General features: G+C 61.7%; 25 protein-coding genes and 1 tRNA gene. 11 read left to right on the top strand and 15 right to left on the bottom strand.

The window, feature by feature from the left end; translation table 11 throughout:
* The first annotated feature begins 422 nt into the window (after positions 1–422).
* The 6 genes from IZ6_RS05360 to IZ6_RS05335 all read left to right on the top strand — a co-directional run bounded on the left by IZ6_RS05360 (position 423) and on the right by IZ6_RS05335 (position 6801).
* Positions 423–1328, top strand: coding sequence for a beta-1,6-N-acetylglucosaminyltransferase (locus tag IZ6_RS05360; RefSeq protein ID WP_222876967.1), 906 nt, complete (start codon positions 423–425; stop codon positions 1326–1328).
* Between the two features lie 256 nt (positions 1329–1584).
* Positions 1585–1845 carry a TFIIB-type zinc ribbon-containing protein gene (locus IZ6_RS05355; RefSeq protein WP_476718244.1) on the top strand — a complete coding sequence of 87 codons (261 nt, stop codon included), beginning with the start codon at positions 1585–1587 and terminating at the stop codon, positions 1843–1845.
* A gap of 428 nt (positions 1846–2273) precedes the next feature.
* A complete protein-coding gene (locus IZ6_RS05350) occupies positions 2274–4175 on the top strand; it encodes an OmpA family protein (protein WP_222876965.1) in 1902 nt (633 codons plus the stop codon).
* A 294-nt stretch (positions 4176–4469) separates the two neighbouring features.
* Complete coding sequence (locus tag IZ6_RS05345; RefSeq protein ID WP_222876964.1) at positions 4470–4952, top strand: hypothetical protein; 483 nt, start codon at positions 4470–4472, stop codon at positions 4950–4952.
* Between the two features lie 44 nt (positions 4953–4996).
* Entirely contained in the window at positions 4997–5902 is a 906-nt protein-coding gene (locus IZ6_RS05340; RefSeq protein WP_222876963.1) for a hypothetical protein, read from the top strand.
* A gap of 128 nt (positions 5903–6030) precedes the next feature.
* Positions 6031–6801 carry a sulfite exporter TauE/SafE family protein gene (locus IZ6_RS05335; protein ID WP_222876962.1) on the top strand — a complete coding sequence of 257 codons (771 nt, stop codon included), beginning with the start codon at positions 6031–6033 and terminating at the stop codon, positions 6799–6801.
* Position 6802: 1 nt separating this feature from the next.
* Here the strand turns inward: IZ6_RS05335 and IZ6_RS05330 are convergent, their stop codons facing one another.
* Positions 6803–7624 (bottom strand): oxygenase MpaB family protein, encoded by an 822-nt coding sequence (locus IZ6_RS05330; RefSeq protein WP_222876961.1) that lies wholly within the window; start codon positions 7622–7624, stop codon positions 6803–6805.
* A gap of 131 nt (positions 7625–7755) precedes the next feature.
* Here IZ6_RS05330 and IZ6_RS05325 point away from each other — a divergent pair, with 131 nt between their 5' ends.
* The gene (locus IZ6_RS05325; RefSeq protein ID WP_222876960.1) at positions 7756–7959 is read left to right on the top strand and encodes a hypothetical protein; all 204 of its coding nucleotides are present in this window, start codon (positions 7756–7758) and stop codon (positions 7957–7959) included.
* Between the two features lie 6 nt (positions 7960–7965).
* Here IZ6_RS05325 and terL read toward each other — a convergent pair whose 3' ends face one another.
* The 3 genes from terL to IZ6_RS05310 are packed head-to-tail and all read right to left on the bottom strand — an operon-like array spanning position 7966 to position 10872.
* Positions 7966–9435, bottom strand: a complete 1470-nt coding sequence (terL, locus tag IZ6_RS05320; protein WP_222877551.1) for a phage terminase large subunit — start codon at positions 9433–9435, stop codon at positions 7966–7968.
* Positions 9401–9604 carry a hypothetical protein gene (locus IZ6_RS05315; protein ID WP_222876959.1) on the bottom strand — a complete coding sequence of 68 codons (204 nt, stop codon included), beginning with the start codon at positions 9602–9604 and terminating at the stop codon, positions 9401–9403. Before IZ6_RS05315 ends, terL begins: the two co-directional genes overlap by 35 nt.
* Positions 9605–9654: 50 nt before the next feature.
* Positions 9655–10872: a vWA domain-containing protein gene (locus IZ6_RS05310; protein ID WP_222876958.1), complete on the bottom strand. Its 1218-nt coding sequence runs from the start codon at positions 10870–10872 to the stop codon at positions 9655–9657.
* 165 nt (positions 10873–11037) lie between these two features.
* On the opposite strand from IZ6_RS05310, the gene IZ6_RS05305 reads away from it, so the two are divergent.
* Entirely contained in the window at positions 11038–11319 is a 282-nt protein-coding gene (locus tag IZ6_RS05305; protein ID WP_222876957.1) for a hypothetical protein, read from the top strand.
* Between the two features lie 234 nt (positions 11320–11553).
* On the opposite strand, the gene nusG is transcribed toward IZ6_RS05305, so the two are convergent.
* The 3 genes from nusG to IZ6_RS05290 are packed head-to-tail and all read right to left on the bottom strand — an operon-like array spanning position 11554 to position 12730.
* Entirely contained in the window at positions 11554–12078 is a 525-nt protein-coding gene (nusG, locus tag IZ6_RS05300; RefSeq protein ID WP_222876956.1) for a transcription termination/antitermination protein NusG, read from the bottom strand.
* A complete protein-coding gene (locus IZ6_RS05295) occupies positions 12075–12596 on the bottom strand; it encodes a GcrA family cell cycle regulator (RefSeq protein ID WP_222876955.1) in 522 nt (173 codons plus the stop codon). Before IZ6_RS05295 ends, nusG begins: the two co-directional genes overlap by 4 nt.
* On the bottom strand, positions 12593–12730 hold the full coding sequence (locus IZ6_RS05290) for a hypothetical protein (RefSeq protein ID WP_222876954.1): 138 nt from the start codon (positions 12728–12730) through the stop codon (positions 12593–12595). Before IZ6_RS05290 ends, IZ6_RS05295 begins: the two co-directional genes overlap by 4 nt.
* 96 nt (positions 12731–12826) lie before the next feature.
* Between IZ6_RS05290 and IZ6_RS05285 the strand changes: the two genes are divergently transcribed.
* From IZ6_RS05285 to IZ6_RS05275, 3 genes are read left to right on the top strand one after another with little or no spacing between them, the layout of a single operon-like run.
* Positions 12827–13429 carry a LexA family transcriptional regulator gene (locus tag IZ6_RS05285; RefSeq protein ID WP_222876953.1) on the top strand — a complete coding sequence of 201 codons (603 nt, stop codon included), beginning with the start codon at positions 12827–12829 and terminating at the stop codon, positions 13427–13429.
* 38 nt (positions 13430–13467) lie between these two features.
* Positions 13468–13836, top strand: a complete 369-nt coding sequence (locus IZ6_RS05280; RefSeq protein ID WP_222876952.1) for a hypothetical protein — start codon at positions 13468–13470, stop codon at positions 13834–13836.
* Complete coding sequence (locus tag IZ6_RS05275) at positions 13833–14120, top strand: hypothetical protein (RefSeq protein WP_222876951.1); 288 nt, start codon at positions 13833–13835, stop codon at positions 14118–14120. Before IZ6_RS05280 ends, IZ6_RS05275 begins: the two co-directional genes overlap by 4 nt.
* On the opposite strand, the gene IZ6_RS05270 is transcribed toward IZ6_RS05275, so the two are convergent.
* From IZ6_RS05270 to IZ6_RS05235, 8 genes are all read right to left on the bottom strand, one after another.
* Positions 14117–15037, bottom strand: a complete 921-nt coding sequence (locus IZ6_RS05270; RefSeq protein ID WP_222876950.1) for a LysR family transcriptional regulator — start codon at positions 15035–15037, stop codon at positions 14117–14119. The two genes, IZ6_RS05275 and IZ6_RS05270, sit on opposite strands and share 4 nt — an antisense overlap.
* Positions 15038–15154: 117 nt before the next feature.
* Positions 15155–15538: a helix-turn-helix domain-containing protein gene (locus tag IZ6_RS05265; RefSeq protein ID WP_222876949.1), complete on the bottom strand. Its 384-nt coding sequence runs from the start codon at positions 15536–15538 to the stop codon at positions 15155–15157.
* A 108-nt stretch (positions 15539–15646) separates the two neighbouring features.
* Entirely contained in the window at positions 15647–15859 is a 213-nt protein-coding gene (locus IZ6_RS05260; protein WP_222876948.1) for a hypothetical protein, read from the bottom strand.
* A gap of 538 nt (positions 15860–16397) precedes the next feature.
* Positions 16398–16472, bottom strand: a tRNA-Val gene (locus tag IZ6_RS05255).
* A 56-nt stretch (positions 16473–16528) separates the two neighbouring features.
* The gene (locus IZ6_RS05250) at positions 16529–16894 is read right to left on the bottom strand and encodes a gamma-butyrobetaine hydroxylase family protein (RefSeq protein WP_222876947.1); all 366 of its coding nucleotides are present in this window, start codon (positions 16892–16894) and stop codon (positions 16529–16531) included.
* 2 nt (positions 16895–16896) lie between these two features.
* On the bottom strand, positions 16897–18312 hold the full coding sequence (otsA, locus tag IZ6_RS05245) for an alpha,alpha-trehalose-phosphate synthase (UDP-forming) (protein WP_222876946.1): 1416 nt from the start codon (positions 18310–18312) through the stop codon (positions 16897–16899).
* Positions 18313–19101, bottom strand: coding sequence for a trehalose-phosphatase (gene otsB / locus IZ6_RS05240; protein WP_222876945.1), 789 nt, complete (start codon positions 19099–19101; stop codon positions 18313–18315).
* 149 nt (positions 19102–19250) lie between these two features.
* Positions 19251–20354 carry an Mrp/NBP35 family ATP-binding protein gene (locus IZ6_RS05235; RefSeq protein ID WP_222876944.1) on the bottom strand — a complete coding sequence of 368 codons (1104 nt, stop codon included), beginning with the start codon at positions 20352–20354 and terminating at the stop codon, positions 19251–19253.
* Between the last annotated feature and the right edge of the window lie 80 nt (positions 20355–20434).

Genomic DNA, 20434 nt, shown 5'->3' with positions numbered 1-20434 from the left:
CTGGGGCGGATTACACGGGTTTATGCTTAACAAAGGGGAAATGGGGCGCCGATTTGCAACCGGTGGTACGTTGGCACCTTCTCACCGCCGCCGGCCGACGGATCGCTCCGGACGATGCCGAAAAGCGGCGCACAAAAAAGGCTCCGCCAACAGGCGGAGCCTTGTTCGTTTGACGGCGCGCGATCAGCGCCGGGGCCATTTTCCTTCGATAAAAATTTCGGCGATCAGAAGCGGCATTGGATTTCCTCCACTCAATATCCACTCCCCCGCCATACACGGCCATGCGCGATAGCAATGCGATGTTTCGGGAACATTTCGTCCATGCAAATTGCGCATGCAGCGGCGCGGATTTTGCGTGTCATACTTTGCACGCACTCTGCGAATGCGGGAGCTGCAACAAATCGATGCGATAGCGGGCAAACATGAACGCTGATGCCGTCGTTTTCATCATCTGCGCACATGACAATCCGGCGGCGCTCAAGCGGCTGGTCTCGCGGCTCGCATCGCCCTGGGCGCGGGTGCTCGTCCACATCGACAAGAAAGCCGACATCGCAGACTTCCGCATCCAGGACGCAGACTTCATTCCCGACGGCAAGCGTGTTTCGATTTTATGGGGCGGCTCGCGTCATATGCTGGCGGTGCTGAACTGCCTTCGCCACGCGCTGCAGACTTATCCCGGAGCCTGCCGCTTCGTCATGCTGTCGGCCGCCGATTATCCGATCAAGCCGCTCGGCGACATCCGCGATTTTCTTCTGGCAAATGAGGACACGGATTTTATCCGCGTGGGTCGCAAAGTCGTGTGGAACGGCCCCACGCCGCAAGATCACAATCTGAAATTTCACATCGGAGACATCGAACTGTTCAACGACAGGCTTTCGCCGGTCCCAAAAATGGCTGCCTTTGCCCGTAAGCTGGCGGCAAAAATCCCGCGTCGTCCGCCCCGCGGATATGTGATCTATCACGGCGCGATGTGGTGGGCTCTGTCGCGCAAAGGCGCCGAAACCGTTCTGCGCTTTGCCGACGAAAATACCGTCTTCATGCGCTGGATCGCGCGCGCCCGCGACCGCGGAGAACATTTCGTACAGACGGCTCTCAAAGCCGACGCCAATACGGTCATCTCGCAGGATGCAACGCGCGGCGATGCCCTGCCCGCGACCTTGCATGGTGTTCATTACATCGACTGGAGCGCCGGCGGGCCGCACCCGAAAACACTTGGACTCGAAGATCTGCCGGCGCTTGTCCAAACATCGGCGCTGTTTGCCCGCAAATTCCATCCCGCCACGTCGGCTCGCGTCCTCGATGCGCTCGATGAGCGGATCGGCCGCTAAGCGGACGACCTCAGCCCGGAGGTCATCGTGCGATTGCGGCGCGCCGGGTGACGTTTGCCGGCGGTTTCAGCCGCGCGGGCGACACACGAACTCTTCTCGGAAACTCACCGTAGAAGTACTTTAGACGCCCGGCCAATGTGCGCATCTGTCCATACAAGCGCGCTTGACGCGCCCTCCGGCTGAACCCATCTCGTGATGTCTTCAGTGACAGGAGGAAATGCGGGTGAAATGTCCGATTGACGGGACGGATCTTACGATGAGCGATCGCCAGGGCATCGAAATCGACTACTGCCCGAAATGCCGCGGCGTGTGGCTCGATCGCGGCGAACTCGACAAGATCATCGAACGGTCCGACGCCGCACCGCAGCCGGCTCGAGCGCAGCCTTATCGCGAACGGCCGCAGGAGTTTCGGCCCGATCACGGCTACCGCCCCGACAGCGGCCATCGCGATGGCTATGGCTATGACAAGCGCCGCCGCAAGAAATCGCTGCTCGGCGAGATTTTCGATTTCGACTGAAATTCCCGCGCGCGGACCGCAGAAAATCAGGAACCGGACCGGGACCTAGGATCCGGTCCGGCCCAACCGCAAGCGCGTTTAAGGCAGAGCACGCTTCGGCGTGCGACATAGATAGGACGCCGCCCGGCGTCTTACATTCCGGGACATTGCGTACGGCCCGGTGGAAACTTGGCGCCGGGCCTGCAAAAAACAGGTGCTAGAGTGTCGTCCGAGATGAACGCCCGTTCATCGAACAGTCGTGTAATCGCGCCTTAATTCAGACACTTGCATCGCAATGCTCAGGCGTCTCTCCGATCGGGGAGCGAGGAGCGAATGTTCGGCAACCTTACCGATTGTCGTGCGTTTGCAAGCGGGCCTTCAGCCCGCGCGGCGCACGGAAGTTCGCGTCTTGCTCCTGTCTCTACACATAAAAGAAAGCAGCTTACGGGATGAAACACTTCGCCTCCGTCCTTCTTGCCGGCACGATGATGTCCGGCGCTGTCGCTTTCGGCTCCTTCGCCTTTGCCGAAAGCGCGCCGCTTGTCGTGGCGCAGGCGGAAGTACCCCCGCCGCCGCCCGGCGTGGTTCCGCCGCCCGAAGAACAGAAAAAGCGGGGCGAAGGCCGCGAGCAGAAGAAGCAGGAACGTCAGGAACAGCGCCAGCAGGGCCAGGAGCAGCGTCAGGAACAGCGCCAGCAACGCCAGGAGCAGCGGCAGCAGCGCCAGGCTCCGCCGGAACAGGCGCCGCCCGCGATCGAAAAACAATTGCCGCCTCCGGTCGAAAGGCAGCTGCCGCCCCCGGTCGAACGCCAGGCCCCTCCGCCGCGTATCGAAAGACAGGCTCCGCCCCCGGTCGAGAACGCTCCCCCGATTCCGCCGGTTCAGAAACAGCTTCCTCCTGCGGCCGTCGAACCGCTTCCGCCTGCCGCTGCGCCCGGAGCGCCGCCGTCAGCGCCGGACGACCGTAAGCTGCGCCGCGAGGAGCGGCAGCAGGATCGCCAGGAACGGCGCCAGGACCGTCAGCAGGAAAAGACCGGTGGTCCCACACCTCCGGTCCCGCCGCTGCCGCCGCGCACCGAGACGCCGGCTGCACCTGTGTCTCCGGATCTGTCTCCGCCGCCGGCACCTGTTACGCCGGAAGCTCCCCCGCCGCCTCGTGGCCAGCGCGACCGCGGCCCGGGCGATCAGGGTCCGGGTGCGCCGCCCGCAGGTGCCGGCAAGCAGTTGCCGCCGCCGCCGCCCGTGCAGACCGCGCCCGAGGCGCCGTCCACAGCGCCCGCTCCGCCGCCCGCCGGCGAGCAGCCCGCCATTCCGCCGGAAGAACTCAAGGGCGGACAGCGCACGCCCGAACAGCGCATCCGTGCCGAACAGCGCGCCAAGCGCGACTTCCAGCAGCGCGATGAGAAGCTCGACCGGCGCTTCGACCGCCGCGTCGAGGAACAGGGCAACCGCACGGTGATCCGCGAGGGCAATGACCGCGTCATTATCCGCGACGGCGACCGCACGACCATTCGCAGTGATCAAAGCGAACGTCTACGCCGCAACGCCCGCGATGTGCGGGAAGAGCGCCGCGGCAATCAGACGGTGACGGTCATTCAGCGTCCCGACGGTTCGGAAATCGTCACGATCCGCGACGATGACGGCAATCTCGTCCGCCGCGTCCGCCGCTTCCAGGGGCGCGAAGTCATCATCATCGACAACGAACGCGCCTGGGAGCGCGGCGGCCGCTGGGATCGCGACCGCGGCTGGCGCGACCGTGACCGCAATCGCGGTCCGCATTTCGAGTTCTATCTCGATCTGGCGCCGGTGCGCGTCGGCATTCCGCGCGATGAATACATCGTCGATGCGGATGCTGCGTCCTATGAGGACTTCGAGGAAGCGTTCGATGCGCCGCCGCTGGTGGAGAGCGAACGGCCCTATTCGCTCGAGGAAGTCACCCAGAATGTCCGTCTGCGCGAACGCGTGCGCTCGGTCGATCTGAACTCGCTCACCTTCCCGACCGGCGAATGGACCGTTCCGGACGATCAGATTGCCAAGCTCGACGATCTGGCGCGCGCCATGAAGGCGGTGATCGATCGCGATCCTGCCGAGGTCTATCTGGTCGAGGGCCATACCGACGCCGTCGGCTCACAGGTCGACAATCTCTCACTGTCGGATCGCCGCGCCGAAGAAGTCGCGGCCATCCTCACCCAGTATTATCAGATCCCCGCCGAGAACCTGGTCACTCAAGGGTACGGCGAGGACTATCTGAAGGTGAACACGCTCGCGGCCAATCCTGAAAACCGCCGCGTGACGATCCGCAACATCACCTCGCTGCTCAACACGCAGCAAAGCCAGGCGGCGCCGCAGTAAGGCTTCGCTAAACTGCTGAGACTGCAACGGCCACGCGGTTGAACCGCGTGGCCGTTTCGCTTTCCGGTGCCTCATCCTGAAAAATACGGCGCGCTGCGAAGCCGAAATTGCGCGCTTCGCCGGGAACGATTCGCCGAAAAAGCGACTCATCTCACAGCGGCCTTGGCGCCGCGATGATCGAAAATTCGTGGCGTCATGAAAAACCTTCCCTTGCGGAGGGCAGGCCTTTGCCTTGCCTTCTCCCTCCTCGGATATCAGCCCGCTTGTGCGCAGGACGCTGCAACGCCGCAGGAGATGGAGCGTGCGCGCGATGCCCTGCGTGAAGGACTGGACCGCGCCGCGCCGGAATATGTGACTGATATGCCTTCACCCTTCGATCCGCGCACGGCGAAGAACTGGGACATCGATCCCGCCTCGGTCACCGCGCCCGAACTGACCGCACATCTGTTTCAACCATCGACGGACATCCTCTCCGTCACCGCGGATGGAGAATGGCTGCCGGGCAGTATCACGCCGAAGACCGGACAAACCGGCGCATCGGCATCCGCCGATCCCGAGACGGTTGAACCGCCATCCAGTCTTCCGGTGTCGCCAACGCCCGTAGAAAAACCGCGCCCGGAGCGCAAGCCGGGCAAAGCCCATTCGGTCCTGCGTTCGGGACGCGCCTCCCTCGTCGATAAGCCAGCGAAAAACACAGACGCACCGGCGCGGCGAAACCCGGATCGCGCCGCAGCGAAACCGCCTGCGCTCACTCTGCCGGGAGAGCTGCGGCCATGACATCGAAACGCAATTGCCAACGAGGCCACCGAAGGGAGGATCCAATGTTCAGGAAAACCGCGGCGACAGCGGTCGCCATCACATTTGCGCTTGCGCTGCCGGCCGATGCGCTCGGCCTTGGCGGGTTGGGCGGCGGCCTTGGCGGCCGCGGCAAAGGCAAGAGCACATCATCCGGCTCTTCGAGTTCGGGCGGCGCAGCGAGCAGCAGCAGCTCTTCGAAAAGCAAAAGCGGCGGCATCTCCGCCGGAGCCTCGGTCGGGCGCGGCGGCATATCGGCCGGCGCATCCGTCGGTGGCATCAGCGCCGGCGCATCGGTCAGCCGCTCCGGCGCATCCGTCAGTTCCTCGGTCGGCAGTGCCGCGGGCGTCGGCGCTTCGGTCAGCCGCTCGGGCGTCTCCACCAGCACGTCCGTCGGTGGCCTGAGCGTTGGCACATCGGTCAGCGGCGCGGGCATATCAGCAACGGTCGGCGGTCTTGGAACATCGCAGCCCTCGTCCGGTCAAGAGGCGCAGTCGCCGGCGATTGCGGCCGTTTCTTCGCCTGCCGCGGCGGCGCTTCTTCTCCTGCCCCTTCCCGCCTCTCTCCAGCCCGGCGGCGGCGGAAGTTGCGTTCAGCAAGGAAGCTGCAGCGAGGCTCGTCTTCAGGAAGGCCGCGCCTCGGCGAGTGGTCCTGTACGGACAGAATCTTCCGGATCGAAACTGGATCCGAAAGCCGGAACTCCGGCCAGCATCGTCTCGGCGTGCCAGCTTGCTGCCGCCCGCGCGGCGAAGGCTTATGGCGCGCTCTCCGTCGAAGCTGCGAGCGGCGGCAGGTTTTCGCCCACGGCCAGCGGCGGCGGCGTCGCCCCGGTCAATCTGCGTGTGGTCTATCCCGGCGCAACCGGAAGCCGTCAGGCCCGCGTGTCGTGTGCCATCAACAGCGACGGTGTCGTTACGGGCCTCGCCGTCTGAGCGAGCGATCTGGATAAAGAAAACCGCCGGACATAATCGTCCGGCGGCTTTAGTCTGTTTGGACTTTTCGACGCCGGCGAACTAATCAGGAGTCTCTGAACGAAGCAATAAAACGAGCTATTTTATAGATGTTTGAAGCTGTCGCCGCGATTTTATCCGGCGTGATCGTCGGCACAATCACCGCCGCCCTTGGGGGCGGCGGTTCTATTTTGTGCGTTCCATTGTTGATCTATTTTGTCGGCATTGGCGATACGCATCTTGCGATCGGAACGAGCGCGGCCGCCATCACGGCGATTTTACTGCTGAGCTTCTTCGCCCGCGCGCGTGCGGGTCATGTGCGCTGGGACCTTGCAAAATGGTTCGGCGGCTTCGGCCTTGCCGGCGTATGCGCCGGTGCAATCGCAGCGCAACAGGTGCCGGGCGATCAACTCCTGATACTGCTCGGCGGCCTTATGCTTTATATCGGTGTCCGCTCGATAATCCCGCGTTCCTGCGAAACGCATCACGCGGCGGGAAAAACCTCCCATCCCAAACTCGCTTTGTGCGGCACCGCGGTCGGTCTCGTCTCCGGCTTCTTCGGCATCAGCGCGGGATTTCTGATCGTTCCGGCGCTTCGCCGCGTGGCGCGCATTGCCATGTCATCGGCCATCGGAACCTCGCTCGCCGTCGCATCGGTTTTTGCGCTGGCGACATCCGTCACCTACACGCTCCACGGCTCCGTGGATTTCCGCCTCGCCGCGGCAACGACCGCCGGCGGGGGTCTGGGAGCCGCTTTCGGTATCTTCCTGGATCGGCATCTGGCCTCAAAGCCGCGCACGCTTGAAGTGCTGTTCGGCGTTTCGGTCTTTATCGCCGGGGCCGTCATTTGCCTGAAGCAGATCTCCCGGCTGATTGGATAGTTTAAGAACTGAGCGCCCAGCGCACCAGCGCGCCCACACCTTTGGTGCCGGCGCGCAGCGCCGGGCGGCCGATCTTCGGCACGGACAGGCCGTGCAATCGCGCCGCCCAGCCCGGCATAAGGTCGACGCCAGCCGTCAATACAATCCTCTGAAACGGCGCCAGCGCAAGACTCGGCGGCCTTTGCCAGAGGATCGCATTGCGGATTTCGCGCGTGCGGTTGTCCGAGCGAAGGCCGGGTCTTATCGCTTCGAAATATTCCTCAACCTCATAGACCGAGCGCGGCACGCGCTCAGCGCCAAGCTTGAAGGCGATTTCCGCCGCTTCCCGGTAATAAAGATCCTGCGCCCGGTGATCGAACGCAGGATTGCGATAGAGGCGGTAGGCCTTCAGAAACGAGCTTGCCCCCGCAACATGCACAAAGGTCAGAACATCGGGATCGTTGGCGCTGTAGGAAGTGCCGTCCGGCAAAGTGCCGTGCACCTGATCGTGGATCGCCTTGACGCGCTCGATGGCTTCATAGGCGCTTTCGACCGAGCCGAAGGTCGTCGTCGAGATGAACTGCGCGGTCCGCTTGAGGCGTCCCAGAATATCGCCGCGGAAATTGGAGTGGTCCCACACACCCGCCAGCGCCGCCGGGTGAAGCATCTGGATCAGAAGCGCCGAGACACCGCCGATCATCATCGAGGTGAAATCGCCATGCACTTTGCGGCAGGCCGAACCCGGCGGGTAGAGCGAGTCCTCAGGCTTGACCGGCGGCAGACCGGCCCTGCTGCCGACAAGGCCCCTCACCTGGTCCCGGATCGCACGACGCAAAGCATCCATAACGGCGGGAGTGTAGACCGCGCTTTGGGTGCGGAGAACCACGGGACAGCACAATACAGGAGATGTCGAATCGTTTTCCGCGCGCTAACAAAAGGGTGCACTTCCCTGAGTTTGTTCGGGAAACAGTACACATGTCGCATGATACTTGGGTTGAGTTCACCGCTTGCATCGAAAAGCAGATCGAGGCGAATGAGCGCGCGATCAGGCAGCTTTCCCAGAGCGGCGCGACCCATATCGGGTCGAAAGATCCTCAGAACGTGATCAATGGCCTTAAGGGCAACAACGCTCAGCTGCGCGCGCTGGCCGAACGTTCGAGAGCAAAGGCCGCTCGCTAGCTCAGCTCACACCAGGCGCCAGTTCACGCTCTCGTTCTCATCCGGCTCGTCTTCATAGGAAAAGTCGAACCAGTCGCGGCGTGGGCGCGGTCCGGGCTTTGATGCGGCCGAGCCTTCCGTCATCGTATCGAGCAATTGCCCGAGCAGGCCGAGCATATCGACCTGATCGTCGTGCACGCCCGCCGGAAAACTCATCAGCTCGGCCAGAAAGTCTGCGACCCAGGGCGCCTTGCGCGGCAGACGGATCGGCCTGAGCGCGGCGCGTCCGCGGATCGATTGCGCGCGCACCGCTTTGTCGCCGCGCGCGGCAAAGGCCTCGCGCGCCACAAAAGCTCCGCGCTCCTGCATCCGGCGTTCGAGAAACGGCCCGACCCCCGCTCTTATCTGCCCCTTCTCCTCCGCCCAGCCGAGCGGCTTCCATTTCAGCACGAGATCGCAGAACGCTTCGACCCAGCGGTCGGCGGCGCTCTGCCGCCGCCAGAGATCGAGCAGAAAAAGATCGCCGTTCGCATCCATGCCGCCGACGCCATGAACGGTGTAGTCGCCGCCCTGCGCCGTCACCGCATAATCGGATGCGCCATAGATGTGCAGCGTCTCGAGCGGCGGCGGCATGTCGTAGAAGGAAAACCATTCCCGCTTGAAGAAGTCGCCGGTCTCCGGCGCCGGCCGCTGCTGATAGAGCGCCGACCAGGTGCGCGGCGGCACGCTCGCCCTTATGTCGAGCAGCTGCGCGCCATAGCCATAGTCGCCGTCCGTCCACAGCGGCTCGCCTTCGCCGCGTCCCAGCGCATCGCCGGGCTCGGCCAATGCGGGCAGCGAAATAACCTCCCAGTCCTCGTTCTGCAGCGCACGGCCGGCAAGATCGTCTTCGTGCCAGCGTGTCTGGATCAGGATTTTCCGTGCGCCCGGCACAAGGCGCGTGCGGAAATCGTTCACATACCAGTCCCAGACGCGGTCGCGCATGACTTCGGAATCCGCGTCCTCACGCGAGCGGACGGGATCGTCGATAAGGCCGAGCTTGGCGCGAAAGCCCGCAATCGCCGTGCCGACGCCGGCCGCATAATATTCACCGCCCGTGCTGAGCGCCCAGCGTCCCGCCGCCTGGCTTGTGTCCGACAGATCGATGCCGAGCGCATGTCCGTGTTCGGAAACGAGCCCGCGCACCCGCCTGCCCCATTTTTCCGCAAGCTCCGTCGTGTGCGAAGCGGCAAGAACCGGCCAGTCCGGATGCTGCGCCATCGCCCAGGGCGGAAACAGCACGCTGGCATAAGTCGACTTCGCCGAACCGGGCGGCATGAAGACGGCGAGGTTTTTGATCTCGCCGCTCTCGACCTGCTCGAGCTTGCGGTTGAGCAGACGATGATGCAGCGCCGGTTCAAACCCCGCCAGCCTGCACCAGTCATCGAGACTGCGGCGGACCTCGCGCCGCAGCAAAAGCTCCTCAGCCGCCGCGACGGACGATATCGGCAAGTTCATCATCGCTGAGGTCGCTGGCGTTCTGGCGCGTGTGTTCGCGCTTTTCGACGCGAAGGCCCGACAGCACGCCGATTTCCTTGATCGCGGCAATCGCCGCCGAGGCCTGCTGGTTCTGCAGCGCAATCGCCAGCGCCTGTTCGGCCTTGGCGATCAAGTGCTCAATGCTCATGTCCATACTGTGAGAGGCGGTGATTTGCGCCGGACGGTCAATGATGAAGCTCAGTGCGAAAGAATGGGCCTTCGGACCGCCAGCGCCAATTGCTGGAACACATTGCCGATGTCGTTCACGGTCGCAGCCGTCAGATGATTGCCGGTACCGCTGGCGCAATCGGACAGCACATCGGCATCGCCGCCGATAAAGCCGACGGTGTAGATCTCGATCCCGGCATCTTTTGCAGCCTTGCATGCCGTCTTCGTCCAGCCGTCGAGCGTCGTCTCGCTGTTCGAGAAGCGGTTCTTGGTGTTATGCCCGTCCGTCATTAGGATCATGATCCGGCGCGTTTCGCCCGGCGCGGATGCGTGCACGAAGGGCAGTTGCTTCGTCAGCATCGCATGTCCCCAGGCAACGCCGATCACGAGATTGGTGTAACCGCCCGATCCCATCGCATCGACCGCCGCCTTCAAATTCGCGGGCGTCGTGCCGAGATCCTGAACGAGACCGATATGCGTCTCATCGCCGATGCAGGACTGGATCGCCGGGTATTTTTTCGAGTCGGCGTAGAAGGTGTCGTCGGTGTGATAAGGCTGCGGACGATCGATGAGGCATCCCTGCCATGTCGATTTGTTGATCTGTGTCGATGACCCGTCTTCACCGTCCTCTGAACCGGACGATGAAGTGCCCCAGTCGATCCACACAGCATCCTTGTAAGCCTGCGTGACCGGCACGCGCACCGCCTGCGCAAACGGCACCATGCCGTAGACCATCGCATTGTCCGAGCCGGCGGATTTGTCGACGAAATCCTTCACCGCCGATTTCAGCATAGTCAGCCGGTTGCCCGATCCCATCGAGCCGGAATTATCAAGAACAAGAACGATTTCGGCCTTCGCCCAGCGTGCTGTGGCCTTGGCCTCGATATTGAGCTCTTTGATTCCCGCCATCTTCATCACGGTCGTCGGCACTTTCGCGGTGGCTTTAGCCGACAGCGTCTGGCCGTTACGCGAAATCGTGACCGTTCCGAGTTCGCCGGCGGGATAGCCGATGCTCAGAATATACGCGCGAATCTTAGCCGCGACCTGATCGTCGGACATCGTCACCGAAGATCGCGATACTGAAAGAAGTGCTGAATCGATAAGGGCTTGCAGCTCGTCGCGCTTCTGCACGCCGCGCGCAAAATCGAATGCCGCGCCGATCGCTGCCACAACGGGAACGATCGCAAGCGCAAATATAATGGCAACGCTGCCTTTGCAGTCGCGCCGGAAACGTTTCAGAGCGTTCATTCCCCTGCCCTCTCAGGCCGGATGAGAATGGAGGCAAACCCTTTAGAATCCCTCACCTGCAATGGAATGCTTTGTCCATCTCCCGGCTGGAGATACGCGCAAATCCCGTCTGCACAAATGTGTCATGGCGCAACAAATTGCTGATTAGCGAGTTGTAGCAATGGGATGAAAAAGAAAATCGGAGGACTGGAGGGTCGCGGCGTCCTGCGCGTTGAGGGGCAGGAAGACCTTCCCGTTTATTATTCGCTCGCCGTTATGAAGGAGCCGTCGCGCGTGGCGACGTCCGGAGAGGGCAAGATTTGGGCGGAAATCGAAGCGCTTCAGAGCCGTATAGGTCTGTGCCGCCTGAAAGTCCGCGGCGGCGATGAACTTGAAATTTCGCTCCGTCCCGCCGGCAAGGAAACCTTCGTTTCCTTCGTCACGCAGAGCGCCATTCCCGGCTATTAGACACGATAAACCGGCGTAAGCGCTTTTAATCGCGCTTCAATTGATCAGCGGCGCGACAAATATTCTGAGCACCAAAGTGCACAGCACAGGAATGCCGATCACGATCAGCATCCATTTCATCAGATCGTGCCTCATGGGCGCGCCTTCGCTCGTATCGGTGATGCGAGCATGCGGGGCACACTATCTGTTCGGAAGCATCGCTGCCGTCGCAGCGTCAAAGCGCCTCGGAGACGATCACGCCGCCTTGATCAGATCTAGATCGACTCTAACGAGAGTGGAGCGCCCGAGCAGATCGACCAGGATTTCCGCATCCTGACCGGACAGAGCCTTTTTCACTTTCGCACCGAGCCCGGCAAAGGGCCCCTCTTCGATGACGACATCTTGCCCCGGCTTGAAGATCGCTTTCTTGTCTCTCGTGCTGTCGAACAGTCCGAGATCGATCGCGACGCGCAGATCCTCGATCACATCATTCGATATGCGCGCCCATTTTCCGTCGCGCCGCAGCACACCGTTAACGCCATCCACCTCGCTGAGGTCAATCCTGTCCGCCGCAGCAAACACGTAACGCGGAAACATCACGGCTTCGACCGTTTTATACTTTGGTGTTTTGTATTTACGTGTGTGACGCAGAACGCGGTCGCGTTTGATCTTCGGCAGAAAAACCGGAACGCCGCTTTTCGAGAGCGCGAGAGCAACGCCCTCCTCGCCTTTCGGCTCCGTATAGAGAATATGCCATTCCTTCGGCGCCGCGGCGTTCATGCGGCTTCTCCCAGGTTGCGGGCAGCCTTCGGCTCCTCATCTTCACCGGCCTCTTCGGGCGGCGCCACGCTTTTGGCCTTGTGGTGCGCGCAATAGGACGAGCCGGGCAGAGTCCGGTGTCCGCAGACAAGCCCGCGCCGTCCCTCTTCTCCCTTGAGAAACCAGGTGCAGACCGGGCGTCCCATCGCTTCGAGAAACGAGCGCGCTTTGCTGCGGTCTTCGCTCGGGTCCGGTTCCTCGCGATATTCGCGGTAGAGTTCGATCTGCTCGAGCCGTCGGAGATCGAGCCCCGTTTTCGGCGCCATGCCCGGAAAGAAGCGGAGAGTCTTTGCACCCTCGCCGTGAAAGCCGATGCCGAGACGGAACGCGCGCCCGAGCACCGAGCTGCGCGAGCGGCCAAGTTCTGTCGCCGTTTGAGCCGCCGAACGGTTGGCTTCGATCAGGCATCGGAGACGCGCATCTTCTTCCGGCGTCCATTTCGTCTGAACGATTTTGATCTTGTCGTCCGCGCAGCTCATCTGCGCCTCGCGGAGACGTTGCCGGGCGCCACGTCTTTGGGGCGGCGGATCAGAAGACAAAGACCCATCAGCCCGCCGGCTAAAAGTGCGGCGGCAAACAGCCCGAACAGGGCGAAAACGGTGATCGATTGCATGCTGGAAGATTGTCACCGATTTGGTGACGACACAATCTACTTGTCACCAAATTGGTGACAGGCTAGGCTTCTATCTCCTTAAGGAGGGTAAGCGCCATGAAGGACAAATATCCGAACGGTCTGCGGGCGGCCATGGACGCGAAAGCGATCGGCGTGACCGATCTGGCGACGTCCGTCGGTACCTCGAAACAGAACATCCAGCGCTGGAGGGATCAGGAGCGGAAGCTTCCGGTCGAATGGGCGGAAGAAATCAGCCGCGAACTCGACATCGATCTCACTTCGCTGCTTCTTCCGCAGGTCGGGCCGCGCGGCGCGCCGCTGATCTCCTGGGTCAGTGCCGGCGGGCTGAAGACGCCGAGCGTCGTACTCGAGGCGAACGAAGCAAAAATGGTCTATGCGCACGATCTCGATCCGAAAGGCGACTGGATCGCGTTGCAGGTCGAAGGCGACAGCATGGATCGCATCAGCCCGCCCGAAAGCGTCATCTTCGTCAATCGCAAGGATCGCCGTCTCGTCCCCAATGCCTGCTATGTCATCGCCGATGCGGAAGGCGGTCAGGCCAGCTACAAACGCTTCCGTCCCAATCCCGATCGCTGGGAGCCGGTCTCGACCAATCCAGATCATCAGCCGGTCATCGTCAAGAAAGGCCGCGAGCCGGTGATCGTCGGCCGTGTCCGCAAGACGCTCCTCAGCATGTGAAACTTGTTTCGTCACCAAATCGGTGACAGATAGGACGCATGCCTTCCGCGTCGTGCTATGTCGAAACTCTGCTCATCCGAAGCGAGACACGAACCGAGGCGGATGCACGGCGCAAAGCCGCTGCGCCGGTTTGCGCCTTTCTCGTGATCGAGACGTTTCCGTCCTCCGGCGCCGCCGTCATTCGCGAAACAGATCTTCCAGCGTCATCTCGTTCCGCTCTCGCAACAGATCTTGCGCAAGGCCAATGGGACAGGCCGCACCGCATTCTGTTTGTCGACGAGAGAGCCGGCACATGCCGCGATGCATCCGGCGAAATTGCACGTCTCCTCGCCTCCGATCCCGATATCGCGCTCAGCTCCGCCGCACGCGAGTTCTGCGCACGTCACATCGCACCGGGTGCGGGATGAGAAGTTTCGCCAATCATTATGCCCGCACGCTCTATAGCCGCGACTGGCTGGCGGCGTTTTTCGCACGGCAGGAAGGCACGACGGCGATTCATCAGATGCGTGCCTTGCAATCGCTCTCGCGCGATCAGCTGATCGGCCTTCTGCGCGACATCATGCGGCTCGACCGGCGTTTCGGCCGCCGCCCATCAAACAGCATACGTGCTGCCTATATTCGCGAGCGTCATGCGCGGCTCGTCGATCGCGCGCTTCTGATTATCGAGACTGTACCCGAACAAGCCGCCTAGTCGATCGGCGCCCAGGGTTCCTGCCCGGCGCGCACGGCAAACCAGTCGATAAACACGCGCAGCCGTCTGAGCTTTTGCAGGCTCTTCGGGAAATAGAGATAGATTCCGGGATACTCGGTCACATAGTTTTTGAGGATGTGTTCCAGCCGCCCTTCCCGCACATGATCGCGGATCGACGCCTCGTAGAACGAGGCGATGCCGTAGCCGGCAAGCGTTGACTCCAGGAGAAAGCTTGTATTGTTGACGATCATCCGTCCGCTGACGGGTATCTCGACCTCCTCGCCATTGATCAGAAACCGCCAGCGTTCCAGCCGCTTCGACACGACATAGCGGTAGATGATGCAGGTATGCTCGGCGAGGTCTTCGGGAGTTTTCGGGCGGCCGTGCAAATCGAGATAAGACGGCGCTGCGAAAAACGCATCTTTCAGCGGCGGCGTCAGACGCACCGCGACCATGTCTTCATGCAGTTGATGGCCGGATCTGATCCCGGCGTGAAAGCCTTTCGAGATGATATCGACGAGCCCGTCATCCACCGAAACCTCAAGCGTCACATTGGGATAGGCCTTCTGAAACTCCAGAAGCTTCGGCATGAGGACGAGTTTCAGCGCAAATTCGGGAACCGTGATTTTCAGGATTCCGGAGGGCACCTCGCTCAGCGCCCTTATCTCCTCAAGCCCCTCGACCAGATTGGCCATGGCGGGCTGAGCTCGCATCAGAAGCAGTTCGCCGGCATCGGTCAGGCGAATAGACCGCGTGGAGCGCACAAAAAGCGGTGCCCCCAGTTCAATCTCAAGCGCTTTCAATTGCTGGCTGATGGCAGAAGGACGAACGCCGCGATCAGCGGCGGCGGCGCGAAGCGAACCGTGCCGTGCGACCGAGAGAAAAACGTCAAGACCCGGGAGCGGGTAGCGCTTCATCTATGGCATCAGTTCTGTTTCACGCAATTTCTCTATGGGGGAATCCTGGGATCATCGTCCCCCAAGGGGACGATGATTGAATTGTATCGCGATTATCTGCCGTTTTTCGGCGGACGTCTAATCGTCTGCGACGGATGCGACGAATTCCAGAATCCGCCGGCGCACGATCGGGCTTTTGATCCGCATAAAGCCCTTGGCCAGCGTCAATCCCTGCGCCGTTGCGAGGAAAGCCATCAGATCGTCGCTCTCGGTGTCTGATGTACCTACGCCCATGCCTTCGAAGAAATAGGAGATCGGCACCTGCAGGGCATGCGCGAGCTTTTGCAGCCGAGATGCGCCGATACGGTTGGCGCCCTTCTCATATTTCTGAATTTGCTGAAAAGAGACCCCGACAGCCTTGCCGAGATCTTCCTGAGAAATGCCGAGCACGAGGCGGCGCGCGCGCATACGCGAACCGACCTGCGAGTCGACAGGATTAAGCAGTGTTCTTTTTGCAGCCATGGCTGGCCCCCATCCCCCATGGGAGCGCCATCGTGATAAAACGAGCCGCCCGCCGCAAGACGGTTCTGCAACCGGCATGCGCGCGATAAGGACGCGGGAAAACTACAGTCAGTGCAGGCGGTTTTCGACCGGGGCCTTACTTGCGGCCACGGCCGTCTCGCACCTCTCGATCAGTTCCCGAGCCACAAGGTCGTAAACCTTGGCAAGGTCGGACTGACCGAAGGACCTCATCTGATCCGCGAGATAGGCCGTCATGGCGATGCTGGCCTGGACGTCACGCAGATCGGCGTTGCTCCGTGCTTTCAAGGAACGTCGCTTCACGGCTTTCCCCCAAAACGGCGACGATGCGAGGCCGCAAGCCTTTGCGTATCCACGCTATCGCGCCCGAAAGTTGCTCTCCGGCTCGGCAGTCTTCTGCTTGATGCAATTCGTTTTTCTGCCCTGCAATCACATTCGCCCGTCGATCCGCGGCGCAAAAGCCGCAAATCTTCGAACACTGTGTTCAGCAAAACTGAATAAACCGGGTTTTGCTGAGCCGGGCTTAATTTAGTTCGGGAAGGCGCGATCGGGGAAGCCCGGAGCACTGATGGGCTTCCCCGCTCAGACGCCCCCAGCGTCCTCACGCCCAGGCAGTTTGGTCTTCGCGCGCTAATCCCGGGTTAGTTCGATCGCAGAAAGTCGGGGGCATTTCCGTCTTTTCGGCCGGGCCTAAACATTTCATCTATCTACAACTTTAGCGGATGAAAATTATGCATTCACACTCATAAGAGGCGAATTGCTAGGCTTTTCAAGTGCTCACGCATGCGAACGGGCGCGCATGCAGCCGCTTCTGCGCACCCAAAATCGATTGTGGATAAAATGGTGGGCGATACAGGGATTGAACCTGTGACCCCTCCCGTGTGAAGGGAGTGCTCTCCCGCTGAGCTAATCGCCCGTTACCGGAAGGGCTTGGTATGGGGTGGCCCTCTGCCTGTCAAGCAAAGCCGCTCCTCAGCCCCGGTTCAGCCCCCGCGCCGCGAGCGCCTCCAGGTATTTCATCCAGATATCGCCGCGCTCGTCGGTCAGCTTTCGCAGATAGCGCCAGGTGAAAATTCCGGTCGAATGACCGTCGCTGAAAACCAGCCTGACCGCATAGCTGCCGACAGGAATGACGTCGCGGATTGTAACCGCCTTTTTGCCGGGCACGATCTGCTTTTCGGCGGGCGTGTGGCCCTGCACTTCGGCGCTCGGGCTTTCGACGCGCAGATATTCCGCATCGAGCGTGTCATGCCGGTTGTCGTCCCAGCAGATGTGGAGCGCGTGTTTTTCGTCGACGAGCTTCAGCTCTGTCGGCCAGGGTTCGGTTTTATCGGTCATGATCAGCTCAGCGCGCGCAGGCCTTCGCTCTGCGGTTCGGTGGCCTGAGAAAGAACGTCGAGATAGCTCCGGCACCAGGCGGCAACATCATGCTCGCGCAATTTCGGCATCATCGAATTATAGCGCTCGCGCCGCGCCTCGACGGGCATCGAGATGGCGCGGCCGATGGCGTTGGCGGTGGCTTCGGTATCGTAGGGATTGACGATCAGCGCGCCGTCCATTTCGCGTGCCGCGCCCGCAAAGCGCGACAGAACGAGGACGCCGGGATCGTTCGGATCCTGCGCCGCAACAAACTCCTTGGCGACGAGATTCATGCCGTCTCGCAACGGGGTGACGAGGCCCGCGCGGGCGATGCGGTAAAGCCCTGCGAGCGCCGCGCGGCTCACCGTCTTGTTCACATAGCGGATCGGCACCCAGTCGACATCGCCGAGCTGGCCGTTCACGCGGCCGGTCAGCTCCGCGATCTCCTTCTGCATGTCCGCGTATTCGGGCACTTCGGAACGCGATTTCGGTGTGATCTGCAGGAAGGTGACATGTCCCTTGGCGCTCGGGCTCATCTCGATGAAGCGCGAGAACGCCTCGATACGCTGGCCGATGCCCTTGGAATAATCGAGCCGGTCGACGCCGATGACGAGGTCGCGGTCGTTGAGGCTTTCCTTCGTGCGCTTGGCAATGGGGTTTTTCAGCCCCTCCTCCGCCATCTGCACAAAGATATCGGTGTCGATGCCGATGGGGAACGCACCGACCTGGAACCTGTGGCCGTAGCTTTCATACCAATTGCCGCCGAGCGCGCGGCCGAAACCTTCGCGCACCATGCAGCCGGCGAAATTCTCGACATCGTAATCGGTTTGCAGACCGACGAGATCGTAGGCGGCAAGGCCGCGCATGATCGTGTCGTGCACGGGCAGCGTCGACAGCACATCGGCAGGCGGCCACGGGATGTGGTGAAAATAGCCGATGCGGTTCTTCACGCCCATATGGCGCAGCTCCGCTGCCAGCGGGATCAGATGATAATCGTGCACCCAGATCAGATCGTCGGGGCGCAAGAGCGGCGCCAGAAGCCGCGCAAAGGAACGGTTGACGCGGAAATAGCCCGCCATGTCCTTGCGCGAAAAATCGGTCAGATCGAGCCTGTAGTGGCAGAGCGGCCAGAGCGCGCGATTGGCGAAGCCTGCGTAATATTCGTCGACATCGCGGCGGTTAAGGTCCGCCACTGCATAAGTGACATTGCCGAAATCGCGGATTTCGAGCCATTCGATCTCGCGGTCGCCGCTCGTTTTTCCAGACCAGCCGAACCAGAGACCGCCATGCGATTTGAGGGCGGCTTCCAGGGCAACGGCGAGTCCGCCGGCCGTGGCCGTCGAGCCTTTCGGCGACGGCACGGGCACGCGGTTTGAAACGACGACGAGACGCGGCACTCAAATCTCTCCCAGCATGGCGGCGAGCCAGCGGCGCACGGCCTCCGGATCGGGCAGGCTCTCATTGGCTTCGGTCGGACGCTTGTCGCGTCCGACGCGGATCGATCGTCCGCCGCGCGCATTGGCGGTGCGAAATCCCGGCTCGTCGGTCCAGTCATCGCCGATCACGAGCGGCGTCCTGCCGACATAGGGTTCCGTTTCAAGAAACACGCCGATTGCACGCCCTTTGTCGATTTTTGCCGGCCTGACTTCGACGACCATTTTCCCGGGCTGAATTTCCAGACCGTCCGTGCCGCGGTCGACGACCTCGCGCACAAACGCCTCGACATCTTCGCCGAGCGCTGGGTTGAGACGGTAATGGATCGCGACCGCCCGCCCCTTCGGCTCGACGAGAAGCCCTTCGTTCTCGGCTGCAAAAGTCTTCAGCTCTTCAGTAATGCGGGCGAGTTCGGGGTGGATCGGCGTGCCCTTCAGCGTGCCGTCGGCAAAGCGAAGCTCGGCGCCGTGCACGCCGGCGACCGGCAGTTTGAGCGGCGCAAACATCGTATCGACAACGCCGATCTCGCGGCCTGTCACAAGCGCCAGCGCGCCGCCGAGTTTCAACGACAGCCGCTCAAGCAGCGGAATGAGTTTGGGCGGGATGACGACGAGGTCGGGGCTCGGGGCGATATCGATCAGCGTCCCGTCGACATCGAGGAAAAGAGCAAGGTCCGAAAGCTCAGCCGGAAGCTCCGGCTGCGATATGGCTATGGCTGCCGGCGGGCGCGTCATGTCCTCGACCAGGTTCATTCCCGCTCTTTCTGACCGCACAACCTTAAGTTCTTGGATTACCTAGAGAATAAGTAACGTCCAAGACCGCAAGAAGGTTCGCGTCACCGTCGCCGCAGGTTGAATCTCCGGCGGAACCGCAAATTTCGCAATAGCTTATGTGCGATTTACTAATTGACGATGATCTTCGGCGCGGCGCGCTGGCCCGTGCCGGCCTCGAGCCGGGTCCAGATCATGTCGGCAATGGCTGAATAGGCCTTGGCATGCTCGCTTTCGGGCTCGACGGCAACGATCGGGGTGCCGGCATCCGACAATTCGCGAACGCGCGCATGCAGCGGAATTTCGCCGAGGAACGCAACGCCGAGCCGTTCGGCCTCGGCTTCCGCTCCGCCATGCCCGAAAATATCTGTCCGCGTGCCGCAATTGGGGCAGCAGAAATAGCTCATATTCTCGACGACACCGAGGATCGGAACGTCGACCTTTCTGAACATCGCAACGCCGCGCCGCGCATCTGCGAGTGCGATGTCCTGCGGTGTCGATACGATGACGGCGCCCGACAGGCGCGTCTGCTGCGCCATGGTCAGCTGCGCATCGCCGGTGCCCGGCGGCATATCGACGACAAGCACATCGAGCGAACCCCAATCGACGTCTTTCAGCATCTGGGTGATTGCGCTCATCACCATCGGTCCGCGCCACACCATCGCGGTATTGGAATCGATCAGAAATCCGATCGACATCAGCTTTATCCCATATGCGGTGATCGGCTGGATGATCTTGCCGTCGGATTCAGGCTTGTGCGTCAAGCCGAAGAGGATCGGCACGGAGGGTCCATACACATCCGCATCGAGCAGGCCGACGCGCAGATTTTTTCCGGCCAGAGCGAGCGCAATATTGGCGGCGGTCGTGGATTTTCCGACACCGCCCTTCCCCGATGCGATGGCAATGATGTGGCGCACATCGAGCTTGGCCTGACGGATTTCGGCGCCGCTTGTCGCAACTTGCGGAGACGCCTTGCTGGCGCCCGCCGGCCGGTCGGCCGTCAGCGCAACAAGAACATCGGTCACGCCCGGCACGCTTTTCACCGCAGCCTCCGCCGCCGCACGCAGCGTCTCGAGCGATTTGGCCTTGTCGGGCGTCGTCTGGATGGCAAACGATACCCGCCCGTCATTGATCGCAATTTCAGAAATCTGTGGAGAGTCCGCGAGGCTGCCACGCCCGTCCGGGGCGGGAACCGCCGCCAGCGCGCGCAGAATATCGTCTCTGGAAAGGGTCATCTTCAGCCTCTGTTTGCAATTTGGCCGCCACCATAAACACGGCGCGGTCATGGTCAATTCGGGCAAGAAAACATATTGCC

The organism is Terrihabitans soli (assembly GCF_014191545.1).
Taxonomy (GTDB): Bacteria; Pseudomonadota; Alphaproteobacteria; order Rhizobiales; family Methylopilaceae; genus Flaviflagellibacter; species Flaviflagellibacter soli.
This window is presented reverse-complemented; position numbering and strand designations above follow the sequence as displayed.

Bases quoted from the DNA above. Each gene is read 5' to 3' on its own strand.
- IZ6_RS05235 (WP_222876944.1), bottom strand. From the start codon at position 20,354: ATGACCCTTTCCAGAGACGATATTCTGCGCGCGCTGGCGGCGGTTCCC.
- IZ6_RS05295 (WP_222876955.1), bottom strand. From the start codon at position 12,596: ATGAGCTGCGCGGACGACAAGATCAAAATCGTTCAGACGAAATGGACG.
- IZ6_RS05305 (WP_222876957.1), top strand. From the start codon at position 11,038: ATGAAAAAGAAAATCGGAGGACTGGAGGGTCGCGGCGTCCTGCGCGTT.
- IZ6_RS05350 (WP_222876965.1), top strand. From the start codon at position 2,274: ATGAAACACTTCGCCTCCGTCCTTCTTGCCGGCACGATGATGTCCGGC.
- IZ6_RS05310 (WP_222876958.1), bottom strand. From the start codon at position 10,872: ATGAACGCTCTGAAACGTTTCCGGCGCGACTGCAAAGGCAGCGTTGCC.
- terL (WP_222877551.1), bottom strand. From the start codon at position 9,435: ATGAACTTGCCGATATCGTCCGTCGCGGCGGCTGAGGAGCTTTTGCTG.
- IZ6_RS05355 (WP_476718244.1), top strand. From the start codon at position 1,585: ATGAGCGATCGCCAGGGCATCGAAATCGACTACTGCCCGAAATGCCGC.
- IZ6_RS05330 (WP_222876961.1), bottom strand. From the start codon at position 7,624: ATGGATGCTTTGCGTCGTGCGATCCGGGACCAGGTGAGGGGCCTTGTC.
- otsB (WP_222876945.1), bottom strand. From the start codon at position 19,101: ATGAACCTGGTCGAGGACATGACGCGCCCGCCGGCAGCCATAGCCATA.
- IZ6_RS05265 (WP_222876949.1), bottom strand. From the start codon at position 15,538: ATGGCTGCAAAAAGAACACTGCTTAATCCTGTCGACTCGCAGGTCGGT.
- IZ6_RS05285 (WP_222876953.1), top strand. From the start codon at position 12,827: ATGAAGGACAAATATCCGAACGGTCTGCGGGCGGCCATGGACGCGAAA.
- IZ6_RS05345 (WP_222876964.1), top strand. From the start codon at position 4,470: ATGGAGCGTGCGCGCGATGCCCTGCGTGAAGGACTGGACCGCGCCGCG.
- IZ6_RS05280 (WP_222876952.1), top strand. From the start codon at position 13,468: ATGCCTTCCGCGTCGTGCTATGTCGAAACTCTGCTCATCCGAAGCGAG.
- IZ6_RS05275 (WP_222876951.1), top strand. From the start codon at position 13,833: ATGAGAAGTTTCGCCAATCATTATGCCCGCACGCTCTATAGCCGCGAC.
- IZ6_RS05340 (WP_222876963.1), top strand. From the start codon at position 4,997: ATGTTCAGGAAAACCGCGGCGACAGCGGTCGCCATCACATTTGCGCTT.
- IZ6_RS05360 (WP_222876967.1), top strand. From the start codon at position 423: ATGAACGCTGATGCCGTCGTTTTCATCATCTGCGCACATGACAATCCG.
- IZ6_RS05335 (WP_222876962.1), top strand. From the start codon at position 6,031: ATGTTTGAAGCTGTCGCCGCGATTTTATCCGGCGTGATCGTCGGCACA.
- IZ6_RS05315 (WP_222876959.1), bottom strand. From the start codon at position 9,604: ATGAGCATTGAGCACTTGATCGCCAAGGCCGAACAGGCGCTGGCGATT.
- IZ6_RS05250 (WP_222876947.1), bottom strand. From the start codon at position 16,894: ATGACCGATAAAACCGAACCCTGGCCGACAGAGCTGAAGCTCGTCGAC.
- IZ6_RS05270 (WP_222876950.1), bottom strand. From the start codon at position 15,037: ATGAAGCGCTACCCGCTCCCGGGTCTTGACGTTTTTCTCTCGGTCGCA.
- IZ6_RS05290 (WP_222876954.1), bottom strand. From the start codon at position 12,730: ATGCAATCGATCACCGTTTTCGCCCTGTTCGGGCTGTTTGCCGCCGCA.
- IZ6_RS05325 (WP_222876960.1), top strand. From the start codon at position 7,756: ATGTCGCATGATACTTGGGTTGAGTTCACCGCTTGCATCGAAAAGCAG.
- nusG (WP_222876956.1), bottom strand. From the start codon at position 12,078: ATGAACGCCGCGGCGCCGAAGGAATGGCATATTCTCTATACGGAGCCG.